Origin of the sequence: Paenibacillus xylanexedens, assembly GCF_017874615.1 — a bacterium.
Taxonomy (GTDB): Bacteria; Bacillota; Bacilli; order Paenibacillales; family Paenibacillaceae; genus Paenibacillus; species Paenibacillus xylanexedens.
Genome location: NZ_JAGIKV010000005.1, coordinates 331,725 through 349,280, shown reverse-complemented (window position 1 = coordinate 349,280; position 17,556 = coordinate 331,725). Strand labels below are relative to the sequence as shown.

Here is a 17,556-nt window from a genome sequence, read left to right as displayed (position 1 = left end):
TTCCACACGTACCCATCCCGAACACGACCGTTAAGCCCTCTAGCGCCGATGGTACTTGGACCGCAGGGTCCTGGGAGAGTAGGACGCCGCCAAGCAATAGGAAGACACACTTGATGATATCGAGTGTGTCTTTTTTATTTTAGTGTAATTCATTTAATGTAATCCTTAGTTCAGATTTGACTTGTTATATACATAAAATACTGGCGTTCCAATCCTTAAAGCTGTGATACAATAGGTGAGGTCTATATAGAAAACGGAAACACGCATAAGTACGAGGAGGAACAGTGAACACGATGAAATCAGCCCCGTTTATTGCCGTGGAAGGTCCGATCGGAGCGGGAAAAACAACGCTGGCAACGATGCTTTCCCATGAATTGAATCTTCCGTTAGTTAAAGAAATCGTAGAAGAGAATCCATTTTTGGCTTCCTTTTATCAGGATATCGACGAGTGGAGTTTCCAATTGGAAATGTTTTTTCTGTGTAATCGGTTTAAACAACTGGAAGACACGGGCGTTCATTATGTAGAGCAGAATACCCCAGTCATTTCAGACTATCATATCTATAAAAATATGATTTTTGCCGATCGTACCTTAAAGGGAACGAAACGGGATAAATATCGTCAAATCTATCATCTGTTAACAGATGATCTGCCAAAGCCCAATCTGGTGCTCTATATTGAAGCTGAACTCGATACGTTGATGTACCGCATTAACAAGCGTGGACGCTCATTTGAGCAGGATATGGACCCGGCATATATGGAACAACTGATCGCCGATTACAAAACAGGAATGGACTATCTGGCGAATAGCTCGAATCCGCCAGTAATCATTAAGGTCAATGCAGAGCAACTCGATTTTGTGGAACATCCTGAACACTTCAGGCAAATTGTTAATCAGGTAAAGGAGTATATCATATGAATAACTATGGCATTCCAACGAATGCATTAATTACGGTAGCAGGTACGGTTGGAGTGGGCAAATCCACGTTAACGGCTGCGCTTGCACAGCGTTTGAATTTCAAGACTTCTCTGGAACAAGTTGATCATAATCCATATTTGGAGAAGTTCTATCATGACTTTGAACGTTGGAGCTTCCATCTGCAGATTTATTTCCTGGCAGAGCGCTTCAAGGAACAGAAAAAGATTTTTGAACTCGGAGGGGGATTCGTTCAGGATCGTTCCATCTATGAAGATACAGGCATTTTTGCACAAATGCATGCAGATCAAGGAACCATGTCTGCTACAGATTTCGAGACATACAGCAGTTTGTTTGAAGCGATGGTGATGACACCGTATTTCCCACATCCAGATGTGCTGATCTATCTGGAAGGTAGTCTGCCTTCGATTTTAAACCGTATTACGGAACGCGGACGCGAGATGGAAATCCAAACGGACCGTTCGTACTGGGAACACATGCACGAGCGCTATTCCGTGTGGATTGATCAGTTTACAGCTTGCCCTGTGCTGCGTCTGAACATTGATGAGTATGATGTGCATGATCCTGCATCGGTGGATGCCATTTTGGCACAGATTGCAGCTGTCATTCAGCCTTCCAAGGAAGTGCAAAGGTAAGATAGAGAGAGCTTTCCAATGTAGTTTTCTCGGTTACATTGTTATATCTATGATACAGATATGGACAACATCCCTTCTACGGCGATTATGCTGTTGGGGGATGTTTTTATGTGCCAAGGAAATGATTATGAGATGTTTGTGGACAAAACTAAAATGATATTCGAGCGAATAAGGAAATGGATGCTTAATATATCTTTTCTATTATGTAAATAGATGGTCCCAAAAGTAGAAAAATGTTGAATAATAGGTCTTTTTGTGGTTTCATAGGAAAGGTGAATTCTGGAAAAGAAGCATATGCATGACTCAGGAGGGAAAGACAACGTGGAAGAGAAACAAGGAGTTAAAATCGGTATGCCGATCATTGGTGGTTTAATTGCAGCCATTCTGGGAGGCATCGTATGGGCAGCTATTGCTGCAATGACCGATTATGAGGTGGGATTAATTGCGATTTTGATTGGAGCGCTCACGGGTTACGCAGTTGTGTTGTTCTCCAATAAACGAATTGCGACGGTACATAAGATTATTGCCGTACTGTTTGCACTTGTTGGTATTTTGCTGGGGAAATATCTAACGGTCGTATATTTTACTTCCGAACTGTTTGGTGATGTAAGCGTGATGGAACTTGTGTTTGATAGCGAGATGATCAGTGCGTTTGTGGAAACCTTCCAGGAGTACTTCAGTCAACCGATTGATTTATTATTCATTGTGCTTGCGATTGTATCTGCATGGCAGATTCCTGGCCGGATGGCGAGAACCAGTCTAGCTACGGATGCATCTTCATCGGATCACGCGCCAAGAGCTTAATCGGATAGACGGTGGACGCTTGGTTGCAAAATGAAGAACGTTTGACAGAAGAAACTTAATGCTCATCATCCTAAGCATCTGGTGAAACGGTTATATTGAAGGACTGGGAGCGGAAAAAAAACGTAGTAAATAGCAATCTGCTTTAAAAGATATTCATAAAGTACTCAGAGTGAGCAGCAGTTAGGCATGTTCACATTGCGGCTGAGTTACTTGCATACACAAAAGGGACGTGACGCCTGAGAGGGCGGACGTCCCTTTTGTGTGTATACTGGGCAGTAGGCGGGATACGGCTCATAACTTTCGCAACAATTCGGATCGATTTAAATTACTTACCACATAACCCTAGTAAATATTCATTATGTTCATAAGGTTAATTACAAGAACGATAGGGTCACCCCAGGAGGTAGGTTCAAATATCCGAATGGTCATTTACAGCGAATAAAGCTGATGGCACCTTTTCAGGACAGGGGGGTAACTTCCAGACTATCGTTTACAGTGCACATCTGACGGCAATGAGAGTTGAATAATACTGTATGTGGTTGAATACAGGGCTATATCATTTGTTTTGGTCAGCAAATACAGCCATAGCATCTCTCATAAATAATGCCAAACCATCGCCAAACTGATCAATATTACGCGTGAAGCGTTCATCGTCCACGTACATCTGACCAAGTCCTCTGAAGGCTTCAGGTGAGTAGCTTCCCATTAGGTTTAGACAGGTGTACCATTCTTGAATACCGGCCTGTGCCTCGGCGGATGCTGGTTCTGTGTGACGAAGTGAAGCCAGATGTTTGTAGATTTCGTTCATTTGATCGGATAGAGCCTTTTGCTCCGTGGTTGATTTATTGTGCAGCTTCTGATTTGCGTGATCGACGGCATGGTCTCCCCAACGTTCCCGCGCTTCTTGCTCATATGGATTCTGGCTAAAATCAAACCCTTCGAATTGTTCTTTGGCTGTCATTTTAATTTCTCCTCTCACGTGTAAAACCGTTCTATCGATGGTCGCAATCATTTGGTCCAAGCGTTGTCGCTTCTCCAATAGAATAAGTCGATGCATGTTTAGTGCTTCTTCTGGATTGAAGGAGGGGTTGGTTATAATGTTTTTAATCTCCTTCAGAGAGAAGTCGAGTTCCTTGAAAAATAATATCTGCTGCAACTGTTCCAGGTTGGCATCTGAATATAATCGATACCCGGCTGAAGTCACTTCGTCCGGAATTAATAGTCCGATCTCATCATAGTGATGCAGTGTGCGCACACTGATCGAGGCAAGTTCGGCAACTTCTTTTACCTTCATGGCCATGTGAGAAACCTCCTTACAACATCGATTGTACAGTGTCACGTTACGTGAGAGTCAACCGTTGAAAATGAAAAAAACAAGATGCGAGCATGGAAGCTGCATCTTGATCATGGATTGGTGAATAGATGTGACTGGATATGACTGAATTATTATAACATTCAGTCACTGTAGGGAGCGGATGCGCTTCTAAGTCGAAGACATGGGTTGCTGCTGCGCCGGGGGGGTGTTTTGAGGCTCCTCTGTTATGGAGAGGAGCGTGAGCAGTTGTGGGTTGCACCATGTATGCGGTGCAGCCCACGGGGCTGGCAGTGCAGGGAAGCAGGGCTACGCCTGCATCCCGCGCACTGCCGCAGCGAACTGCGCAGCCGCTGCGCGCACGTCGGCCGCGCCCGCGATGGCGGAGATGACGGCTACGCCGTCGGCTCCAGCCGCCATCACGGCGGCCGTGGTATCGGGCGTAATGCCGCCGATACCCACAACCGGAACTGCGATGCCTGCGGCGCGCAGTTCCGCCACCCCTGCGGGGCCCAGCACAGCGTGGGCATCCGCTTTGGAGCGCGTCGGGTACATTGGCCCGACGCCAAGGTAGTCGGCGCCCGCCTGCACCGCACGGCGCGCCTCATCCACGGAGTGGGCGGATACGCCAAGCATCCGCCCATCTCCAATGCGGGCGCGTACCAGCGCCGCGTCCGCATCTTCCTGGCCGACATGCACGCCGTCGGCCTCCACCGCTACAGCCAGCTCCACATCATCGTTCACGATGAACGGGACTCCGTGCTGGCCGCACACCTCGCGAAGCCGCATCGCAAGCGTGATGCGAGCTTCGCCGACCAGGGCGCCAGTTCCCTTTTCACGGAACTGGAACAGCGTAATGCCGCCAGCAATGGCCTGGCGCAGCACTTCCACAGGGTCTTGCGTTGTATTGACGCTGCCCATCACCAAATACACCTGCATCGTGCGTCGTACCGCTTCTGCATCCCAAGGGTGCATCACTGCTCACCCCGCTGTCTGCGCTGATACGCAAAATGATTTGTCGGCCCATGTCCGGCCCCAATCCCCAACTCATCTTCGATGGCTGCCTGAATGAATGCTCGCGCGGTCATAACGGCAGAAAGAACAGGTGAACCCTTTGCTAACTCTGCGGTGATCGCAGCAGAGTACGTGCATCCTGTTCCGTGTGTATGACGTGTTACCACACGAACATTCTCCAGGTAATGAAAAGACTGCCCATCGTAGAGCACATCCACGATCATACCACTTCCTTCATCATGACCACCTTTGACCAAAGCATACGTTGAGCCCATCTGTACAATCCGTCTTGCGGCTTCTTCCCGCTGATTCATATTCGTGATGGACATTTCGGTAAGTAGTTCCGCTTCCGGAATATTAGGTGTTGTGATCAGGGCATGGGGCAACAGCTCCGTAATCAACGCCTGTACAGCTTCCTGCTGGAGAAGGGAGGCGCCACCTTTGGCTACCATCACGGGATCGATGACCAGATTAGACCAACGATATTGCTGCCATTTCTCAGCGACTAGACGAATAATCTCGGCACTATATAACATGCCGGTCTTCGTTGCGGTTGGTTGAAAGTCTTCGCCGGTCGAGTCCAATTGCTGGGCAATGCCATCGTAAGAGATGGGGAAGACGCCCTGCACACCTGTTGTATTTTGGGCAGCAATAGCGGTAATAACCGTCATACCGTATACCCCAAGCTCCTGAAATGTTTTCACATCGGCTTGAATGCCTGCGCCGCCCCCGTTATCAGAACCTGCAATGGTTAGCGCTTGAGCAATGCTCATATTGCACCTCCATGGATCTGACGGATCTGTGCGCGTTCTGCCAAGAGGTCTGGTGTTACTTGTGCCAGTTGATTCAACAATTCAATCTGGAAGCTGCCCGGCCCCTGATGAGCTGTCCGCTCTGCCGCCAGTTCAGCTGCTACACCATAAAACGCGAGCGCTTCAACAACACTGCCTAGAAGATCGGCTCCTGATTCCGCTATGGCTGTAAAAGCGCCAATCACTGAACTGAGCAGACAGCCAGCACCTGTGACCTGAGTGAGCAGGGCATGACCATTACTCGTGAGGAATGTGGATTGTCCATCAGTAATAATATCTTCTTTTCCGGTAATGACCACGACACAGCCAAGTTTATGCGCTGCCCGCTCCGCAATGCCGATTCGGTCGCCTTCACCTGATCCTGCGTCCACACCTTTGATACTCCAGCTCTCACCGATGACATTGGCGACCTCTGCCACATTGCCGCGCAGTACTGTGAGACGAAGTTCACGAACGAGCATCTGCACGGTTTCTGTACGATAGGTGGTCGCGCCAGCTCCAACCGGATCAAGCACCACAGGCACGTGATGCGCATTAGCCGATTGGCCTGCCAGACGGATCGCCTGAACGACTTTGTCATCGAGTGTACCGATGTTGAGTACCACGGCTCCTGACATCTTGGCGACATCAGCGACCTCTTCATGAGCATAGGCCATAAAAGGGGACGCACCTAGTGCAAGCAGACCATTGGCTGTGAAGGGAGCCACGACAAGGTTGGTGATATTGTGTACCAGCGGATTTTGCGTACGAACACGTTTCAGATAAGACATATAATTTCCTCCTTGTTATGAAGTAACCCCATCGGTAGAAGGCCAGTATGAAGGGTCACTCAGCAGAATAATAGGATATGAGTCTCCTTGTTGAGTTGGGGCGCAGAGTCTAACAACAGCCAGATCATTAATGCGGGAAAAGCAGAAACGTAAAATCTAAATCATTTACTCTCCTTGCAGAGTAATAAAAGCATCCTCGGCTTTCACCGATTCAGGAATCAAATCCTGTTCAACGAGCCATGCGCGTACATTCTCCCACGACTCCATCTCCTGCCGACCAAACGGTTGGCCTTCTTCATTCATAAGTGGAAGTAGAATCGCCAGACTTTTGGTTTCGATCTCCGGGTCAAGCGGAGACGTTTCATTCTCATGAGCGAGCAGAATATTCAAGGCTTCTTCTGGATGCTCAGTCACATATTTTTGTCCTTCCTGGACCGCTTTGACGAACCGGGTAAGTTGGTCTTTTTTCGCTTCAATGCCAGCTTCACTTGCGGTCAGGACCAATTCATAATAATCAGGCACACCATAATCGACGGGGTTAATCGAACTCATGGCATGTCCTTCTTTCTCCAAAATCAATTGTTCATGGTTAATAAAACCACCCATAATCGCATCTGCCTGTCCGGAAGCCAGCGAAGGAATCAGATCGAACCCAACGTCAACCAGATTCATGTTGTCGGGATTGCCGCCATCCTCGCTAATCATCGTACGAACCATCGCTTCATACAGCGGAATCGAAGAATAACCGACAGTTTTTCCGTCAAGATCTTTGGGTGAGCTCACGTTGCCATTTGCTTCGGTCAATAGATGCACTAGGGGGTGGCGAACAACAGCAGCAATGGAACGTACAGGAATGTTCTCGCCACGAGCGAGCAAAATTTGAGGCTGGTAGCTTAGAGCCAGATCAATTTTTCCGGCAGCAACAAGTTTGAGTGAATCATTGGTATCCGCAGGCATCTGAATTTCGACATCCAGACCTTGGTCTGCAAAGTATCCTTTTTCCTGAGCAACATAGATGAAGGAGTGTACTGCATTCGGGTACCAGTCGAGCATGATGGACAGCTTATCTTTGGCGTCTGATGCTGGTTCGGTTGCAGACTTGTCTGTTTGTTGTGCATGGGTTGCAGAGTCTGTTGTTGGCGTGTTTTTGCTGGTATTCGTGGTGCTGCATCCGCTAACGAATAGCAAAAGGCTAATGAGCATGATGGGAAGCAGGGAGTGTATACCTTTGTTATTCATAAATGAAGTTCCTCATTTCAGCGTTTTAATTTGTAGAAAATGGACAACAGCATGTTAACGACAATGTGACAATGAACTGATTGAAGTTTGCTGCTGAAATGGTGCATAAGGTATGTTTTGTTTTGAAGATCGTCATTCCTGTATTTACATCTAATTTCTGTCTAACTATTATCCAACGTTTCTTTTGCCTCCATGACGATGACGTCGTAAGCAAAACCGTTTCTCCAGCCAGGCAATCAGTACAAACAAAACGATCCCCAGCAGGGATAAAAGCACAATAGCTGCAAACATCGCATCCGTGTTCATGTTGCTGGACATGCGACGGCTGAAGTATCCGAGACCTTTGCTGCCACCGAGCCATTCGCCAATCGTTGCCCCAACCACGCAGTACACCACAGACATCTTTAACCCCGAGAAAAAAGAGGGAAGTGCCAGTGGAACCTGGAGTTTGCAAAAAATATCCCACTTGTTGGCGCCCATGGTGAGCAGTAGTTCACGCTGCTCCGGATCGCCTTGGCGGAGTCCATCGTAGGTACTGACCACAATGGGGAAGAATGCGATTAAGAATACCACCGCGACTTTGCTCCACAACGTGTAACCAAACCACAAGATAAATACGGGGGACAAGGCAATCAGCGGGATGGTCTGACTGATCACAATGAAGGGATACAAGGCCTTTTCAATCGATCGGTTCATATGCATGCCTGTCGCTAGCATAATTCCGGTCACTATGGACAAGCCAAAACCAACAAGAACCTCCATAAAGGTAGCAGGCAGATGGATGGTCAATAGCAGACGGCGATGCTGAACCAGTGAGCTTACGATGGCCGTGGGTGCAGGGATGATAAAGGAGGGCACCCATCCCATACGCACAATCAATTCCCAGATCGCCAGTAATAAGAACATGAGCATAATAAACAAACCATATTGGGAAAACGACCTCGAGAGCCACTTTAAACACCACGTCCAGACGCTAACCTCAGCTCTATCGCTTTGCATGCAATTGTTCCTCCAGTTGTTGCCTCATCTGCACGAGAGCCGGTTCGTAGATCATGTCCGAATGCCTTGGGCGTGGCAAAGGAACCGTCATATCCCGCAACTGCTGACCTTGTCCCCCTGGAGTTAATAGAATGATACGGTCACTTAACAACAGGGCTTCTTCGATGTCATGTGTAATGAACAGCACGGTTTGGCCAATGCCCTCCCACAGTTCCAATAACCAGCGATGCATTTCTCGTTTGGTTAAAGCGTCGAGTGCACCGAAGGGTTCATCCAGCAACATGAGCTGCCCGCCTGTAAGCAAGGTACGCAGCAGTGCCACCCGCTGCCGCATGCCGCCGGATAACTCATCCGGATAGGCCTGCTCATAACCGGACAAGCCAAACCTTGCCAATCCAGCGATGATATCGGCTCGTAGTTTGTCCTTGTCCTGTCGGCCTGGTGCCAGCTCGGCAGGCAGCAGGCAGTTCTCCATGACGGTACGCCAGGATAACAGCAGGTCTTTCTGCGGCATATAGGCGACTCGTCCGAGCCGTTGTCCGTGCGGTACATCAGCTATATCGATGGTGCCAACGGTTGGCTCAAGCAAGCCTGCGAGCAGCTTGAAGAGTGTGCTTTTACCTGATCCGCTGGAGCCGATGAGCGAGACAAATTCTCCTTGTTGAACCTGAAGCGACACATTGGCGAGCACGGGTGAATCCTTTTTTTCAGGAAAAGCGAAGCTAACGTTGTGAATGGTTACATGGTTGTTCATCTGATCCTCCCCCCTTGATGTCAGACTGCTGCAATAACAACGGCATCCTATACTCTGCAAAAGAAACAAAAAAGACCCACCCATTTCCGGAGAAATGAGTGGGTCTGTAAGTTAAATCCGCAATTTATCTTCACATACATGAAAAAATTCCGCTTACTAAAAGGCCGCTCCACTTCCCTCCGCTGGTATGATCCAGATCAGGTTCAAAGGGTCCGAATAGTCATATTCGTCTCAGCCGCAAGGCTCCCCTAGTGCAAAAGTTCAAGATATGCAGTTGTGTGTTCAGCATATATCACTTGAACATGAACTGTAAAGAGGCAGCATGATGGAATTCTTGATATGAACTTGGAGTCAGACCCGAACAACTGAACAATTTACCTTGGCTCATGAACCCGATATAATAGTGGTGGCGCATATTGGCCGGATCACAAATGCAGGTGGGATTGTTCTCCCTCCTAGGCAGAATGGGGACCCGAGTTGAAAACGTTCAAAAAAGTATATATTGAGATCACAAGTATCTGTAATCTGGCGTGCAGCTTCTGTCCTCAGACGCAGCGTGCCAAAGGATTCATTGACCCTGAAGTCTTCAACAATATACTGGATCAAGTTAAACCACACACCAATCATATTTATCTACATGTCAAAGGCGAACCCTTGTTGCATCCCAAAATAGATCTGTTGCTCGATTCCGCACATGAGAAGGGACTCAAGGTGAACATTACAACGAATGGTACACTGCTGCCCAAGACTCAGCATAAATTACTGGGCAAACCGGCGCTGCGGCAGATGAATTTCTCCCTGCACAGCTTCGATGGGCATGAAGGTTCAACAGACCGTGACGGATACCTGCGTCATATTTTGTCCTTTGTACACGAGGCCGTTAAGCACAATGTCATCATCTCATTCCGGCTCTGGAATCTGACACAGGATAACTTCACAAATGCTCAGATGAATCGAAATCGGGAGACCCTTGAAGTATTGGAACGTGAGTTCAATCTGGACTTCCGCATTGAGGAAAAAGTGGTTCCAGGCAGCGGGGTCAAAATTGCCCGAAATGTATATCTGAATCAGGACCATGAGTTCCAGTGGCCGAGTCTGGATGCACCTGAAGATGACGGCAAAGGTTTTTGCCATGCATTGCGTGGTCAGGCAGCTGTGCTTGTGGATGGAACGGTGGTTCCATGCTGTCTCGATGGCGAGGGTGTGATTAACCTTGGTAATGTGCACGAGAAGTCATTCTCGGAGATTATTGAGGGTGAGCGAGCGAACAATCTGGTATATGGCTTCTCCAAGCGGGAAGCTGTGGAAGAGTTGTGTCGAAAGTGCGGTTATCGTCAGAGATTCGGAGCCTGATATCTTATATCAGCAAGCCAGAAGCCATTCAAGATCACACATTTGGAGACAAATGTAGTGGTCTTTCTTTGTTACCGGGGATTAAGTGAGGGGTACATACGTTACAAATGAGCATACCAGAGGTTGATATCAGCATATTGCTTGAGTGACCTGATATGCAAAAAATGCTGATAAGACAGGGATTGTGCGATGTCATGATATATCTGATCTAATGATTATTCTAGTTACCTTCCTTATTTGGTAGGATTAGGTTGTGGTTCGGGCAGAGGTGCACCTCTGACGAACTTCAGGACAAGCTCAGGCTTGTACAATACCAAATAACGAGAGAATAAGGGAGGAATAAAGTTATGAAAAAAATATTGACGTTGTTGCTGTCGGCTGGTTTGGTTGCTTCCGTATTTGGTGTAGCTCCGGTTGCTGCTGCACCTACCGTTGTAAATTCAACGATTGTTGTTCCAAAGGGCACGACCTATGACGGCCAAGGTAAAACATTTGTAGCCAATCCTTCCACACTGGGCGACGGATCTCAAGCAGAAAATCAGAAGCCAGTCTTCCGTCTGGAGGCAGGGGCCACGCTCAAAAACGTAAACATTGGATCACCAGCTGCTGATGGTGTTCACTGTTATGGTAACTGTAATATATCGAATGTAGTCTGGGAGGACGTGGGCGAGGATGCTCTGACATTGAAGTCTGCCGGAACGGTTAACATTACCGGTGGGGCAGCGTATAAGGCTTATGATAAAGTGTTCCAGATGAATGCAGCTGGAACAATTAACATCAAAAATTTTCGTGCAGATGATATTGGCAAACTGGTTCGCCAAAATGGTGGAACTTCCTTTGCAGTTAACATGACGCTGGATAACTCCAACATTTCTAATGTAAAAGATTCGATTATGCGTACAGACAGCAGCTCATCACAAGGGAAAATTACGAATACCCGTTATTCCAAAGTACCAACGTTGTTCAAGGGGTTTGCTTCGGGGAAAACGAGCCAGTCTGGGAACACGCAATATTAAGAACAGGGATACCTTGGAATACGCATTGAAGGCGTGTACGGATAAGGTAGCTATTTCACATCGTGAAGTATGTCCAAAAGGCATCCAGGGGGATGCCTTTTCCTATGACAACTTTTGATTTTTGTAGAGACCATTGCCACAAATACCCATCTGATGTACATTAGAAGCAATGAAATAAGTGAACCGGGAGCTCAATGAAGTTGGGCTGAGAGAGTGGCCTTGTGCCGCTGACCGTACATCTGATCTGGGTAATGCCAGCGTAGAGAACATGGATTTGCGATATGTAAGGGTGAATTGTGGGAATGAACATGGATGAACAACAGACCTCTTTGAACTGTGGTGGTGTATCTGCCATGACCGAGGGGTGCTGGCTGATATTCCGTATTTTCGACATCCATCCAATACATCATTGTGAGGATTGTACACTGTACGTAAGGCCTGCCCGGAACCGGGGAGGCTTTTTCGTTTATTTTGATAACCCTCACAGGGGACAAAGGAAGGACGTAGAGAACATGGCAACAACAGCAGGCAACAAGCGATTGAAACTAACGGATATTCTGGTAACCATCGTGATCGCAGTAGTGTTTGGGGTGATTTACAAGATATGGGGACCTACATATGACTTGATGAAACCATTTGGTGTTCATGCGGAGCAGATGATCTACGGCATGTGGTTTATGGCGGGCACGTTTGCTTTTGTTATCATTCGTAAACCAGGTGTGGCTATTCTTGCCGAAGTTGCGGCTTCAACGGTAAGTGCCTTTCTGGGTAGTGAATGGGGCATGTCCACACTTGTATACGGTCTGTTGCAAGGATTGGGAGCGGAGATATTCTTCGCCGCATTTTTGTATCGCAAAACCAATCTGTTTGTCACCTGTCTTGCAGCCATAGGAGCTGCAGCGGCTTCGCTTTTGCTTGATTACCAGTACGGGTATATTGATTCACTCTCGGCCTGGAATTATACGTTATTTATCGGATTCCGCTTCATTGGAAGCATCTTGATTGCTGGAGTGTTCGCTTATTATCTTGCCAAAGCATTGGAACTGACAGGTGTAACACGTTCACTCAGACCGGTGTCCAAACAAGATTATGAGGCGCTGGATTAGATGAACGGGGAAGGGAATTCGCAAGCGGTAAGTGTGACTAATCTAAGATGCAAGTTCCCGGGAGAGAAAGCCTTGGTATTTCAAGGCTTGTCTCTTTCTGTGCGTCAAGGAGAGAAAGTGCTGTTGCTTGGTCCAAGTGGCTCCGGTAAATCGACGTTATTGCAAATTTTGAGCGGTTTAATTCCACGTTCGGTAGAGATTCCGATGAAATGTGATGATATTCAGGTTCCCGCCCAAGCAGGAGTGGTCTTTCAAGATCCGGATACCCAGTTCTGTATGTCCTTTACGGATGAAGAGATCGCATTTGTTCTGGAAAACCGAAATATTCCGCGTGAAGAGATGCCTGCTCTGATTGAATATTATCTGAAACAAGTGGGGTTATCCTTTGAACAGAATCGTGTATTGATCCAGTCCATGTCTCAGGGGATGAAGCAGCGTCTTGCGATTGCTTCGATGCTTGCCATGGACCTGGAGGTATTGTTTTTGGATGAACCCACTGCACTGCTGGATGATGAGGGGACTTCCCAAGTGTGGGATACCATCAGACGGATCGCCAGCGACAAAACAATCATCATCGTTGAACACAAAATAAACGAGATTGTGGATATGGTCGACCGAATTATTGTGTTATCACCTGAAGGAAAGATTGTGGCGGATGGGCCAGCACAGCAGGTATTTACGGATGAACGGGGCAAGCTGAAGGCTTATGGAATCTGGTATCCAGGCATATGGGAGGAGCAAGAGCAGACAGCTAAGGAAGAAGAGGGAAGTGCTTCTGGAAAGCTTCAAGTGTGTGTGGATCACGGCATCTCAAGTTTGGAAGCACAGCAATCGTTTGGCTTATCTGATACACCGGGTATATCCCCCATATCTCACGTCTCATCCTTATCGCCTGTATCACCCGCCTATCTGCCTGCACTGGACTTGCAACAGTTCACCGGATGGCGTGGGAAAACACCCTTCATTCAGGTGGAGCAGGCCAAGGTATGGTATGGAGACTGGATTGGTATTGTCGGAGCCAATGGAGCTGGCAAGAGTTCGTTGTTGTTATCTCTGATGAATATCCTGAAAACAACAGGTCATTATGAGGTGGACGGTCAGCCTTCTGGCAAAACGGAGCAGCTTGCAGATCAAATTGCGTTTGTATTTCAGAACCCGGAGTTTCAATTTGTGACCAACACGGTCGCGGAAGAAGTAGAAGTCTCATTGCTGGGGGGCAGGCTGACAACGAAAGAAAGACTTGTCAGGACTGATCATATGTTGAATCAATTTGGGCTAATAGAACTCTCCGAGCGCCATCCCTACCAATTATCGATGGGGCAGAAACGACGCTTGAGCGTTGCCTCTGCACTGGTGAGAGAGCAGCGAATACTGCTGCTGGATGAACCTACTTTTGGACAGGATGCCCGCAATACGTTTGCCATGTTAGCACAGCTGGAGCAATTGCGGAGAGAGGGAACAGCCATTGTTATGGTTACCCATGATCGTGAAATCGTAAAAAGATATTGCACCCGAATCTGGATGGTAGATGAGGGGAGGTTATCTGATGCAACTGTCGTTTCCTCACCGTGAAACCTGGCTTCATAACGTCAATCCGGGATTAAAGATGATCATTCTGACGATGATGTTTGTCATCGTTATCCTCATTCACAATCTGAATGTAATGACCAACGTTGCGATGGCGATGATGTTATTACTGTGCTGGACAGGTCATCCGTGGTACAGATTGATACTGTACGCATCACCATTCATTCTGGTGTTTATCTCGACGTCTACAGGTATGATGATGTTTGGTAAGGGCGAGACCACATGGTATAAGTGGGGACTGATCCACATAACCGAAGAGAGTTTCTATCGCGGTCTACACTTGGGTTTTCGCTCGTTGAGCATGGCAGCGGCTGGCCTGCTGTTCGGACTGACAACGAAGCCGGTAAGGCTGTTTTATTCACTGATGCAGCAATGGCGGCTTCCTGCAAAATATGCCTATAGCTTTTTGGCCGCGATGCGCATGATCCCCATTTTGCTGGATGAATTCCAGACGCTCCGTTATGCGATTCGTATTCGTGGAACACAGCAACGCGGCTCTCGCTGGAATGTGTATCGTACACTCAAGCGTTACGCTATTCCGCTGCTGGCACAGAGCATTCGCCGTGCACAGCGAATGGCGGTAGCGATGGAAGCGAAAGGGTTTACGGATGGCGCGAGCCGAACGTATTACATTCAGATTGGCTATTCCCGAGCTGATCTGTGGTTTGTATTTTATTATATGCTCACCTTAACCGCTGCTTATTACATTGGGGTCACCTTTCCTTATCATGCTACGATGGTGGATGTAAGGTAATACGGGCAGATAGATAGAAATATATTGAGGTAAACGGTAACTTTTTCCTTTTTTCTGCGTCTCTATTGGAAATAACTTCTAATGGATGGGGATGAACGAGAGTGAAGACGGGTCTTGACTGGCAGAGAACGGGGTACAAATGGATTACCATGACTGGATTATCAGCTATGCTGTTGACGGGATGGATGCTGCTGGATTCCAAAATGGTCGCCCTTGAAGGACAAGCTTCGGCTACAACGCCACAAGCATTGGGGGCAAGTTCCCAAGTCTTAACTGCAAAGTTAGCTTACAAAAAAGGAGACACCGTTACGCTTATTAATGACATCCCTCTGTTCAAAAACAGAAGGGACGGCGGTGTGGCTGCTGACCAGATGGGGATTGAATACTATACAACAAAAAACGAAAAGTATACGTTGGCCTCGGTTCGAGGCGAGTGGGTGCAGCTTAAGTCAACCGATCATGGAAACTTTTGGCTGCCAAGTTGGTATGCACTGAAGGAGAGTAGAAGCATGACGGAAACAGCTCCCCAAAGCTTCACACTCCAATCAGGCAGCAAGCTGTATCTGGCTCCAGATAGTTCTACAACCTGGTCTTTTGAGAAAGCGCTAACAGATAAGGCTGTTATTGTTGCAAAGTGGAAAGGATCGTATGGGGTCTCCATTGCCCCACGAGTCTGGAATAAAGTATCCTCCACGTATCGGCCAGGACTCTTCTGGATCAAGGCACAGGCTATAGAACAGCGGATGAATGTGACTGATGGTTGGTTCCAACAGGATGCATCGCTGCCAACTTCGGTTATACGCCATCTGACAGATATTAAGCTGAACAAGGCAACCACCTCCAAACAAATGGCTGGGTGGTTGGGCGAGCCGGAGTGGAAAGAGAGTTCAAGCAATCTAAATTTCACGGGTTATGCAATGAGTATTGGACAGACCTGGAGATATGAGCGGCAAGATGCGCAATTTCTGGTCACATTCAACAAGAATGGCAGACTGGTCAGAACACGCTGGAATTTAGCACAGGATAATCGAAATGCTGTCGTTTCCGATTGGAACATCAGTCGGGCGGATGAATATGGGTTCACAACAAAAATCTATGGCACAACACTGCCAACGACAATCCCTTGGAAACCGGTATGGACCAACCAGGGGGATATTAACTACACTTTTTTACAAGCAGCCACGGATGATGTACTCCTGATGAAAGGGGATGACGGTGGATTTAGCGGGGATTACTACGAAGGTTCCATATATGCTCTTGACCGACATTCGGGCCAGAAATTATGGGGGATTAATGGGGGCTTTGGAAGACAGCAGGCAGAGGTGGATGCAGAGCGCAAATACGTTACAATCTACACCGATTATGACCCTGATAAGAAAAAATACGTGGATCATATTCGTCATTTGAACTTGAAGAACGGAAAGGTCACGTGGACGTACACCCCTAAGCAAAATTTTAGACTAAATGGTATCACCGCTGCGAAGAACGTTGTGGTTGTGGATACCCCGGTTGTTGAGAGCTCAAGCAACAGTTGGTTAACGGTTCTGGACAGTGCAAACGGAAAAACATTGTGGACGCGAAAACTGGCTACGGGTTATGAAATATTGAACAAGAGTGCAGATGACCCTTATGTGTTGTATTGGGAAAAGAATAAGCTAGTTGCAGCCGATCCGCAATCGGGCCGAACCGTATGGAGCTTGAAAGCTAAACGTTCTACCATAGAACAATTTGTGAATGATCCATATTTTGATGGAATCGAACGTCTGGATCCCTTTGCAACCACGAATGCTGAAAGATGGCTATCGTTAGATAATCAGTGGCTTCTGCTTGATCTGAACACGGGGAAAAAGCTTGCCCAATTCCTTGCTCGGGTAGGACAGAGATTTGAGGAGCTGGATGATGGCATGCTGTTGATCCGTGAGAACAAAAACGGCGATCATTACGGCGAATATGAAGATTTTACAACCATCCTGTATGATGCCAAGACAGGCAATACACGCTGGACGATCAAGGGCAAGATTGAACGAGGACTGGTGGAAGAGGATCAGTTGTATGTGATTAAGAATGGCTATCCGGCGGCTTTGGATTATAAAACGGGGGAGACGCGTTGGAATGCCAAAGATACGATTGCAACACTAAGGCATCCGACGAATCAGGGAAGTTATCTGGTCATTGATGATCAGTTGCTGTTGCCCATGGACGAAAATCTTCTCGTGATGAACAAAAAGAATGGAGCACTGTTAGGTCGTGTACATGACGTTGTGATGGGAAACCCGGAGCACCGGGACCGGGATGCGAAGAATGGAACGATCAACCGGATCGGTAATGAAGTGTATGTGGGTTCGTCCAACGGACGTTTTCGTGTATATGAAGCCAGCCGCCTTCAGGAGGCAATCTCACCTTAAAAGCTTGTCTCGTAAGGGATGTTGATTTATTATAAATGAACAGGCTTGCTCGCGCTCCGGT

General features: G+C 47.5%; 16 protein-coding genes, 1 rRNA gene and 1 riboswitch. Of the genes, 10 read left to right on the top strand and 7 right to left on the bottom strand.

Annotated elements, in window-relative coordinates; all coding sequences use genetic code 11:
* The 4 genes from rrf to J2Z28_RS09170 form a co-directional block, all read left to right on the top strand.
* A 5S ribosomal RNA gene (gene rrf, locus J2Z28_RS09185) occupies nucleotides 1–95 on the top strand; the annotation flags it as partial.
* Between the two features lie 198 nt (nucleotides 96–293).
* Nucleotides 294–917 carry a deoxynucleoside kinase gene (locus J2Z28_RS09180; RefSeq protein WP_076253494.1) on the top strand — a complete coding sequence of 208 codons (624 nt, stop codon included), beginning with the start codon at nucleotides 294–296 and terminating at the stop codon, nucleotides 915–917.
* Complete coding sequence (locus tag J2Z28_RS09175) at nucleotides 914–1,570, top strand: deoxynucleoside kinase (RefSeq protein ID WP_036672670.1); 657 nt, start codon at nucleotides 914–916, stop codon at nucleotides 1,568–1,570. The genes J2Z28_RS09180 and J2Z28_RS09175 overlap by 4 nt, the downstream gene beginning before the upstream one ends.
* 321 nt (nucleotides 1,571–1,891) lie before the next feature.
* Nucleotides 1,892–2,374, top strand: a complete 483-nt coding sequence (locus tag J2Z28_RS09170; RefSeq protein ID WP_342357486.1) for a hypothetical protein — start codon at nucleotides 1,892–1,894, stop codon at nucleotides 2,372–2,374.
* Nucleotides 2,375–2,930: 556 nt separating this feature from the next.
* Here the strand turns inward: J2Z28_RS09170 and J2Z28_RS09165 are convergent.
* The 7 genes from J2Z28_RS09165 to J2Z28_RS09135 form a co-directional block, all read right to left on the bottom strand.
* Nucleotides 2,931–3,674, bottom strand: a complete 744-nt coding sequence (locus tag J2Z28_RS09165) for a MerR family transcriptional regulator (protein WP_211082027.1) — start codon at nucleotides 3,672–3,674, stop codon at nucleotides 2,931–2,933.
* A gap of 321 nt (nucleotides 3,675–3,995) precedes the next feature.
* Complete coding sequence (thiE, locus tag J2Z28_RS09160; RefSeq protein WP_211082047.1) at nucleotides 3,996–4,661, bottom strand: thiamine phosphate synthase; 666 nt, start codon at nucleotides 4,659–4,661, stop codon at nucleotides 3,996–3,998.
* Nucleotides 4,661–5,473, bottom strand: a complete 813-nt coding sequence (thiD, locus tag J2Z28_RS09155; protein WP_211082026.1) for a bifunctional hydroxymethylpyrimidine kinase/phosphomethylpyrimidine kinase — start codon at nucleotides 5,471–5,473, stop codon at nucleotides 4,661–4,663. The genes thiE and thiD overlap by 1 nt, the downstream gene beginning before the upstream one ends.
* Entirely contained in the window at nucleotides 5,470–6,282 is an 813-nt protein-coding gene (thiM, locus tag J2Z28_RS09150) for a hydroxyethylthiazole kinase (protein ID WP_211082025.1), read from the bottom strand. Before thiM ends, thiD begins: the two co-directional genes overlap by 4 nt.
* Nucleotides 6,283–6,447: 165 nt before the next feature.
* Nucleotides 6,448–7,521: an ABC transporter substrate-binding protein gene (locus J2Z28_RS09145; protein WP_211082024.1), complete on the bottom strand. Its 1,074-nt coding sequence runs from the start codon at nucleotides 7,519–7,521 to the stop codon at nucleotides 6,448–6,450.
* 168 nt (nucleotides 7,522–7,689) lie between these two features.
* Complete coding sequence (locus J2Z28_RS09140; RefSeq protein ID WP_244988185.1) at nucleotides 7,690–8,520, bottom strand: ABC transporter permease; 831 nt, start codon at nucleotides 8,518–8,520, stop codon at nucleotides 7,690–7,692.
* On the bottom strand, nucleotides 8,507–9,274 hold the full coding sequence (locus J2Z28_RS09135) for an ABC transporter ATP-binding protein (protein ID WP_211082023.1): 768 nt from the start codon (nucleotides 9,272–9,274) through the stop codon (nucleotides 8,507–8,509). Before J2Z28_RS09135 ends, J2Z28_RS09140 begins: the two co-directional genes overlap by 14 nt.
* A gap of 157 nt (nucleotides 9,275–9,431) precedes the next feature.
* A riboswitch (TPP riboswitch) is annotated at nucleotides 9,432–9,534 on the bottom strand.
* 217 nt (nucleotides 9,535–9,751) lie between these two features.
* Between J2Z28_RS09135 and J2Z28_RS09130 the strand changes: the two genes are divergently transcribed.
* From J2Z28_RS09130 to J2Z28_RS31645, 6 genes are all read left to right on the top strand, one after another.
* Nucleotides 9,752–10,627 (top strand): radical SAM/SPASM domain-containing protein, encoded by an 876-nt coding sequence (locus tag J2Z28_RS09130; protein WP_074093622.1) that lies wholly within the window; start codon nucleotides 9,752–9,754, stop codon nucleotides 10,625–10,627.
* Nucleotides 10,628–10,974: 347 nt separating this feature from the next.
* Nucleotides 10,975–11,643, top strand: coding sequence for a pectate lyase (locus J2Z28_RS09125; RefSeq protein ID WP_074093623.1), 669 nt, complete (start codon nucleotides 10,975–10,977; stop codon nucleotides 11,641–11,643).
* A 512-nt stretch (nucleotides 11,644–12,155) separates the two neighbouring features.
* Nucleotides 12,156–12,749 (top strand): ECF transporter S component, encoded by a 594-nt coding sequence (locus J2Z28_RS09120; RefSeq protein WP_036672660.1) that lies wholly within the window; start codon nucleotides 12,156–12,158, stop codon nucleotides 12,747–12,749.
* Nucleotides 12,750–14,321 (top strand): ABC transporter ATP-binding protein, encoded by a 1,572-nt coding sequence (locus J2Z28_RS09115; RefSeq protein WP_211082022.1) that lies wholly within the window; start codon nucleotides 12,750–12,752, stop codon nucleotides 14,319–14,321.
* Complete coding sequence (locus J2Z28_RS09110; RefSeq protein ID WP_211082021.1) at nucleotides 14,296–15,090, top strand: energy-coupling factor transporter transmembrane component T family protein; 795 nt, start codon at nucleotides 14,296–14,298, stop codon at nucleotides 15,088–15,090. Before J2Z28_RS09115 ends, J2Z28_RS09110 begins: the two co-directional genes overlap by 26 nt.
* Nucleotides 15,091–15,191: 101 nt before the next feature.
* Nucleotides 15,192–17,495 carry an outer membrane protein assembly factor BamB family protein gene (locus tag J2Z28_RS31645; RefSeq protein WP_211082020.1) on the top strand — a complete coding sequence of 768 codons (2,304 nt, stop codon included), beginning with the start codon at nucleotides 15,192–15,194 and terminating at the stop codon, nucleotides 17,493–17,495.
* The last annotated feature ends 61 nt before the right edge of the window (nucleotides 17,496–17,556 follow it).

Coding starts and splice junctions, on each gene's coding strand:
- J2Z28_RS09180 (WP_076253494.1), top strand. CDS start 294: ATGAAATCAGCCCCGTTTATTGCCGTGGAAGGTCCGATCGGAGCGGGA.
- J2Z28_RS09175 (WP_036672670.1), top strand. CDS start 914: ATGAATAACTATGGCATTCCAACGAATGCATTAATTACGGTAGCAGGT.
- J2Z28_RS09165 (WP_211082027.1), bottom strand. CDS start 3,674: ATGGCCATGAAGGTAAAAGAAGTTGCCGAACTTGCCTCGATCAGTGTG.
- thiE (WP_211082047.1), bottom strand. CDS start 4,661: ATGCACCCTTGGGATGCAGAAGCGGTACGACGCACGATGCAGGTGTAT.
- thiD (WP_211082026.1), bottom strand. CDS start 5,473: ATGAGCATTGCTCAAGCGCTAACCATTGCAGGTTCTGATAACGGGGGC.
- thiM (WP_211082025.1), bottom strand. CDS start 6,282: ATGTCTTATCTGAAACGTGTTCGTACGCAAAATCCGCTGGTACACAAT.
- J2Z28_RS09145 (WP_211082024.1), bottom strand. CDS start 7,521: ATGAATAACAAAGGTATACACTCCCTGCTTCCCATCATGCTCATTAGC.
- J2Z28_RS09140 (WP_244988185.1), bottom strand. CDS start 8,520: ATGCAAAGCGATAGAGCTGAGGTTAGCGTCTGGACGTGGTGTTTAAAG.
- J2Z28_RS09135 (WP_211082023.1), bottom strand. CDS start 9,274: ATGAACAACCATGTAACCATTCACAACGTTAGCTTCGCTTTTCCTGAA.
- J2Z28_RS09125 (WP_074093623.1), top strand. CDS start 10,975: ATGAAAAAAATATTGACGTTGTTGCTGTCGGCTGGTTTGGTTGCTTCC.
- J2Z28_RS09120 (WP_036672660.1), top strand. CDS start 12,156: ATGGCAACAACAGCAGGCAACAAGCGATTGAAACTAACGGATATTCTG.
- J2Z28_RS09115 (WP_211082022.1), top strand. CDS start 12,750: ATGAACGGGGAAGGGAATTCGCAAGCGGTAAGTGTGACTAATCTAAGA.
- J2Z28_RS09110 (WP_211082021.1), top strand. CDS start 14,296: ATGCAACTGTCGTTTCCTCACCGTGAAACCTGGCTTCATAACGTCAAT.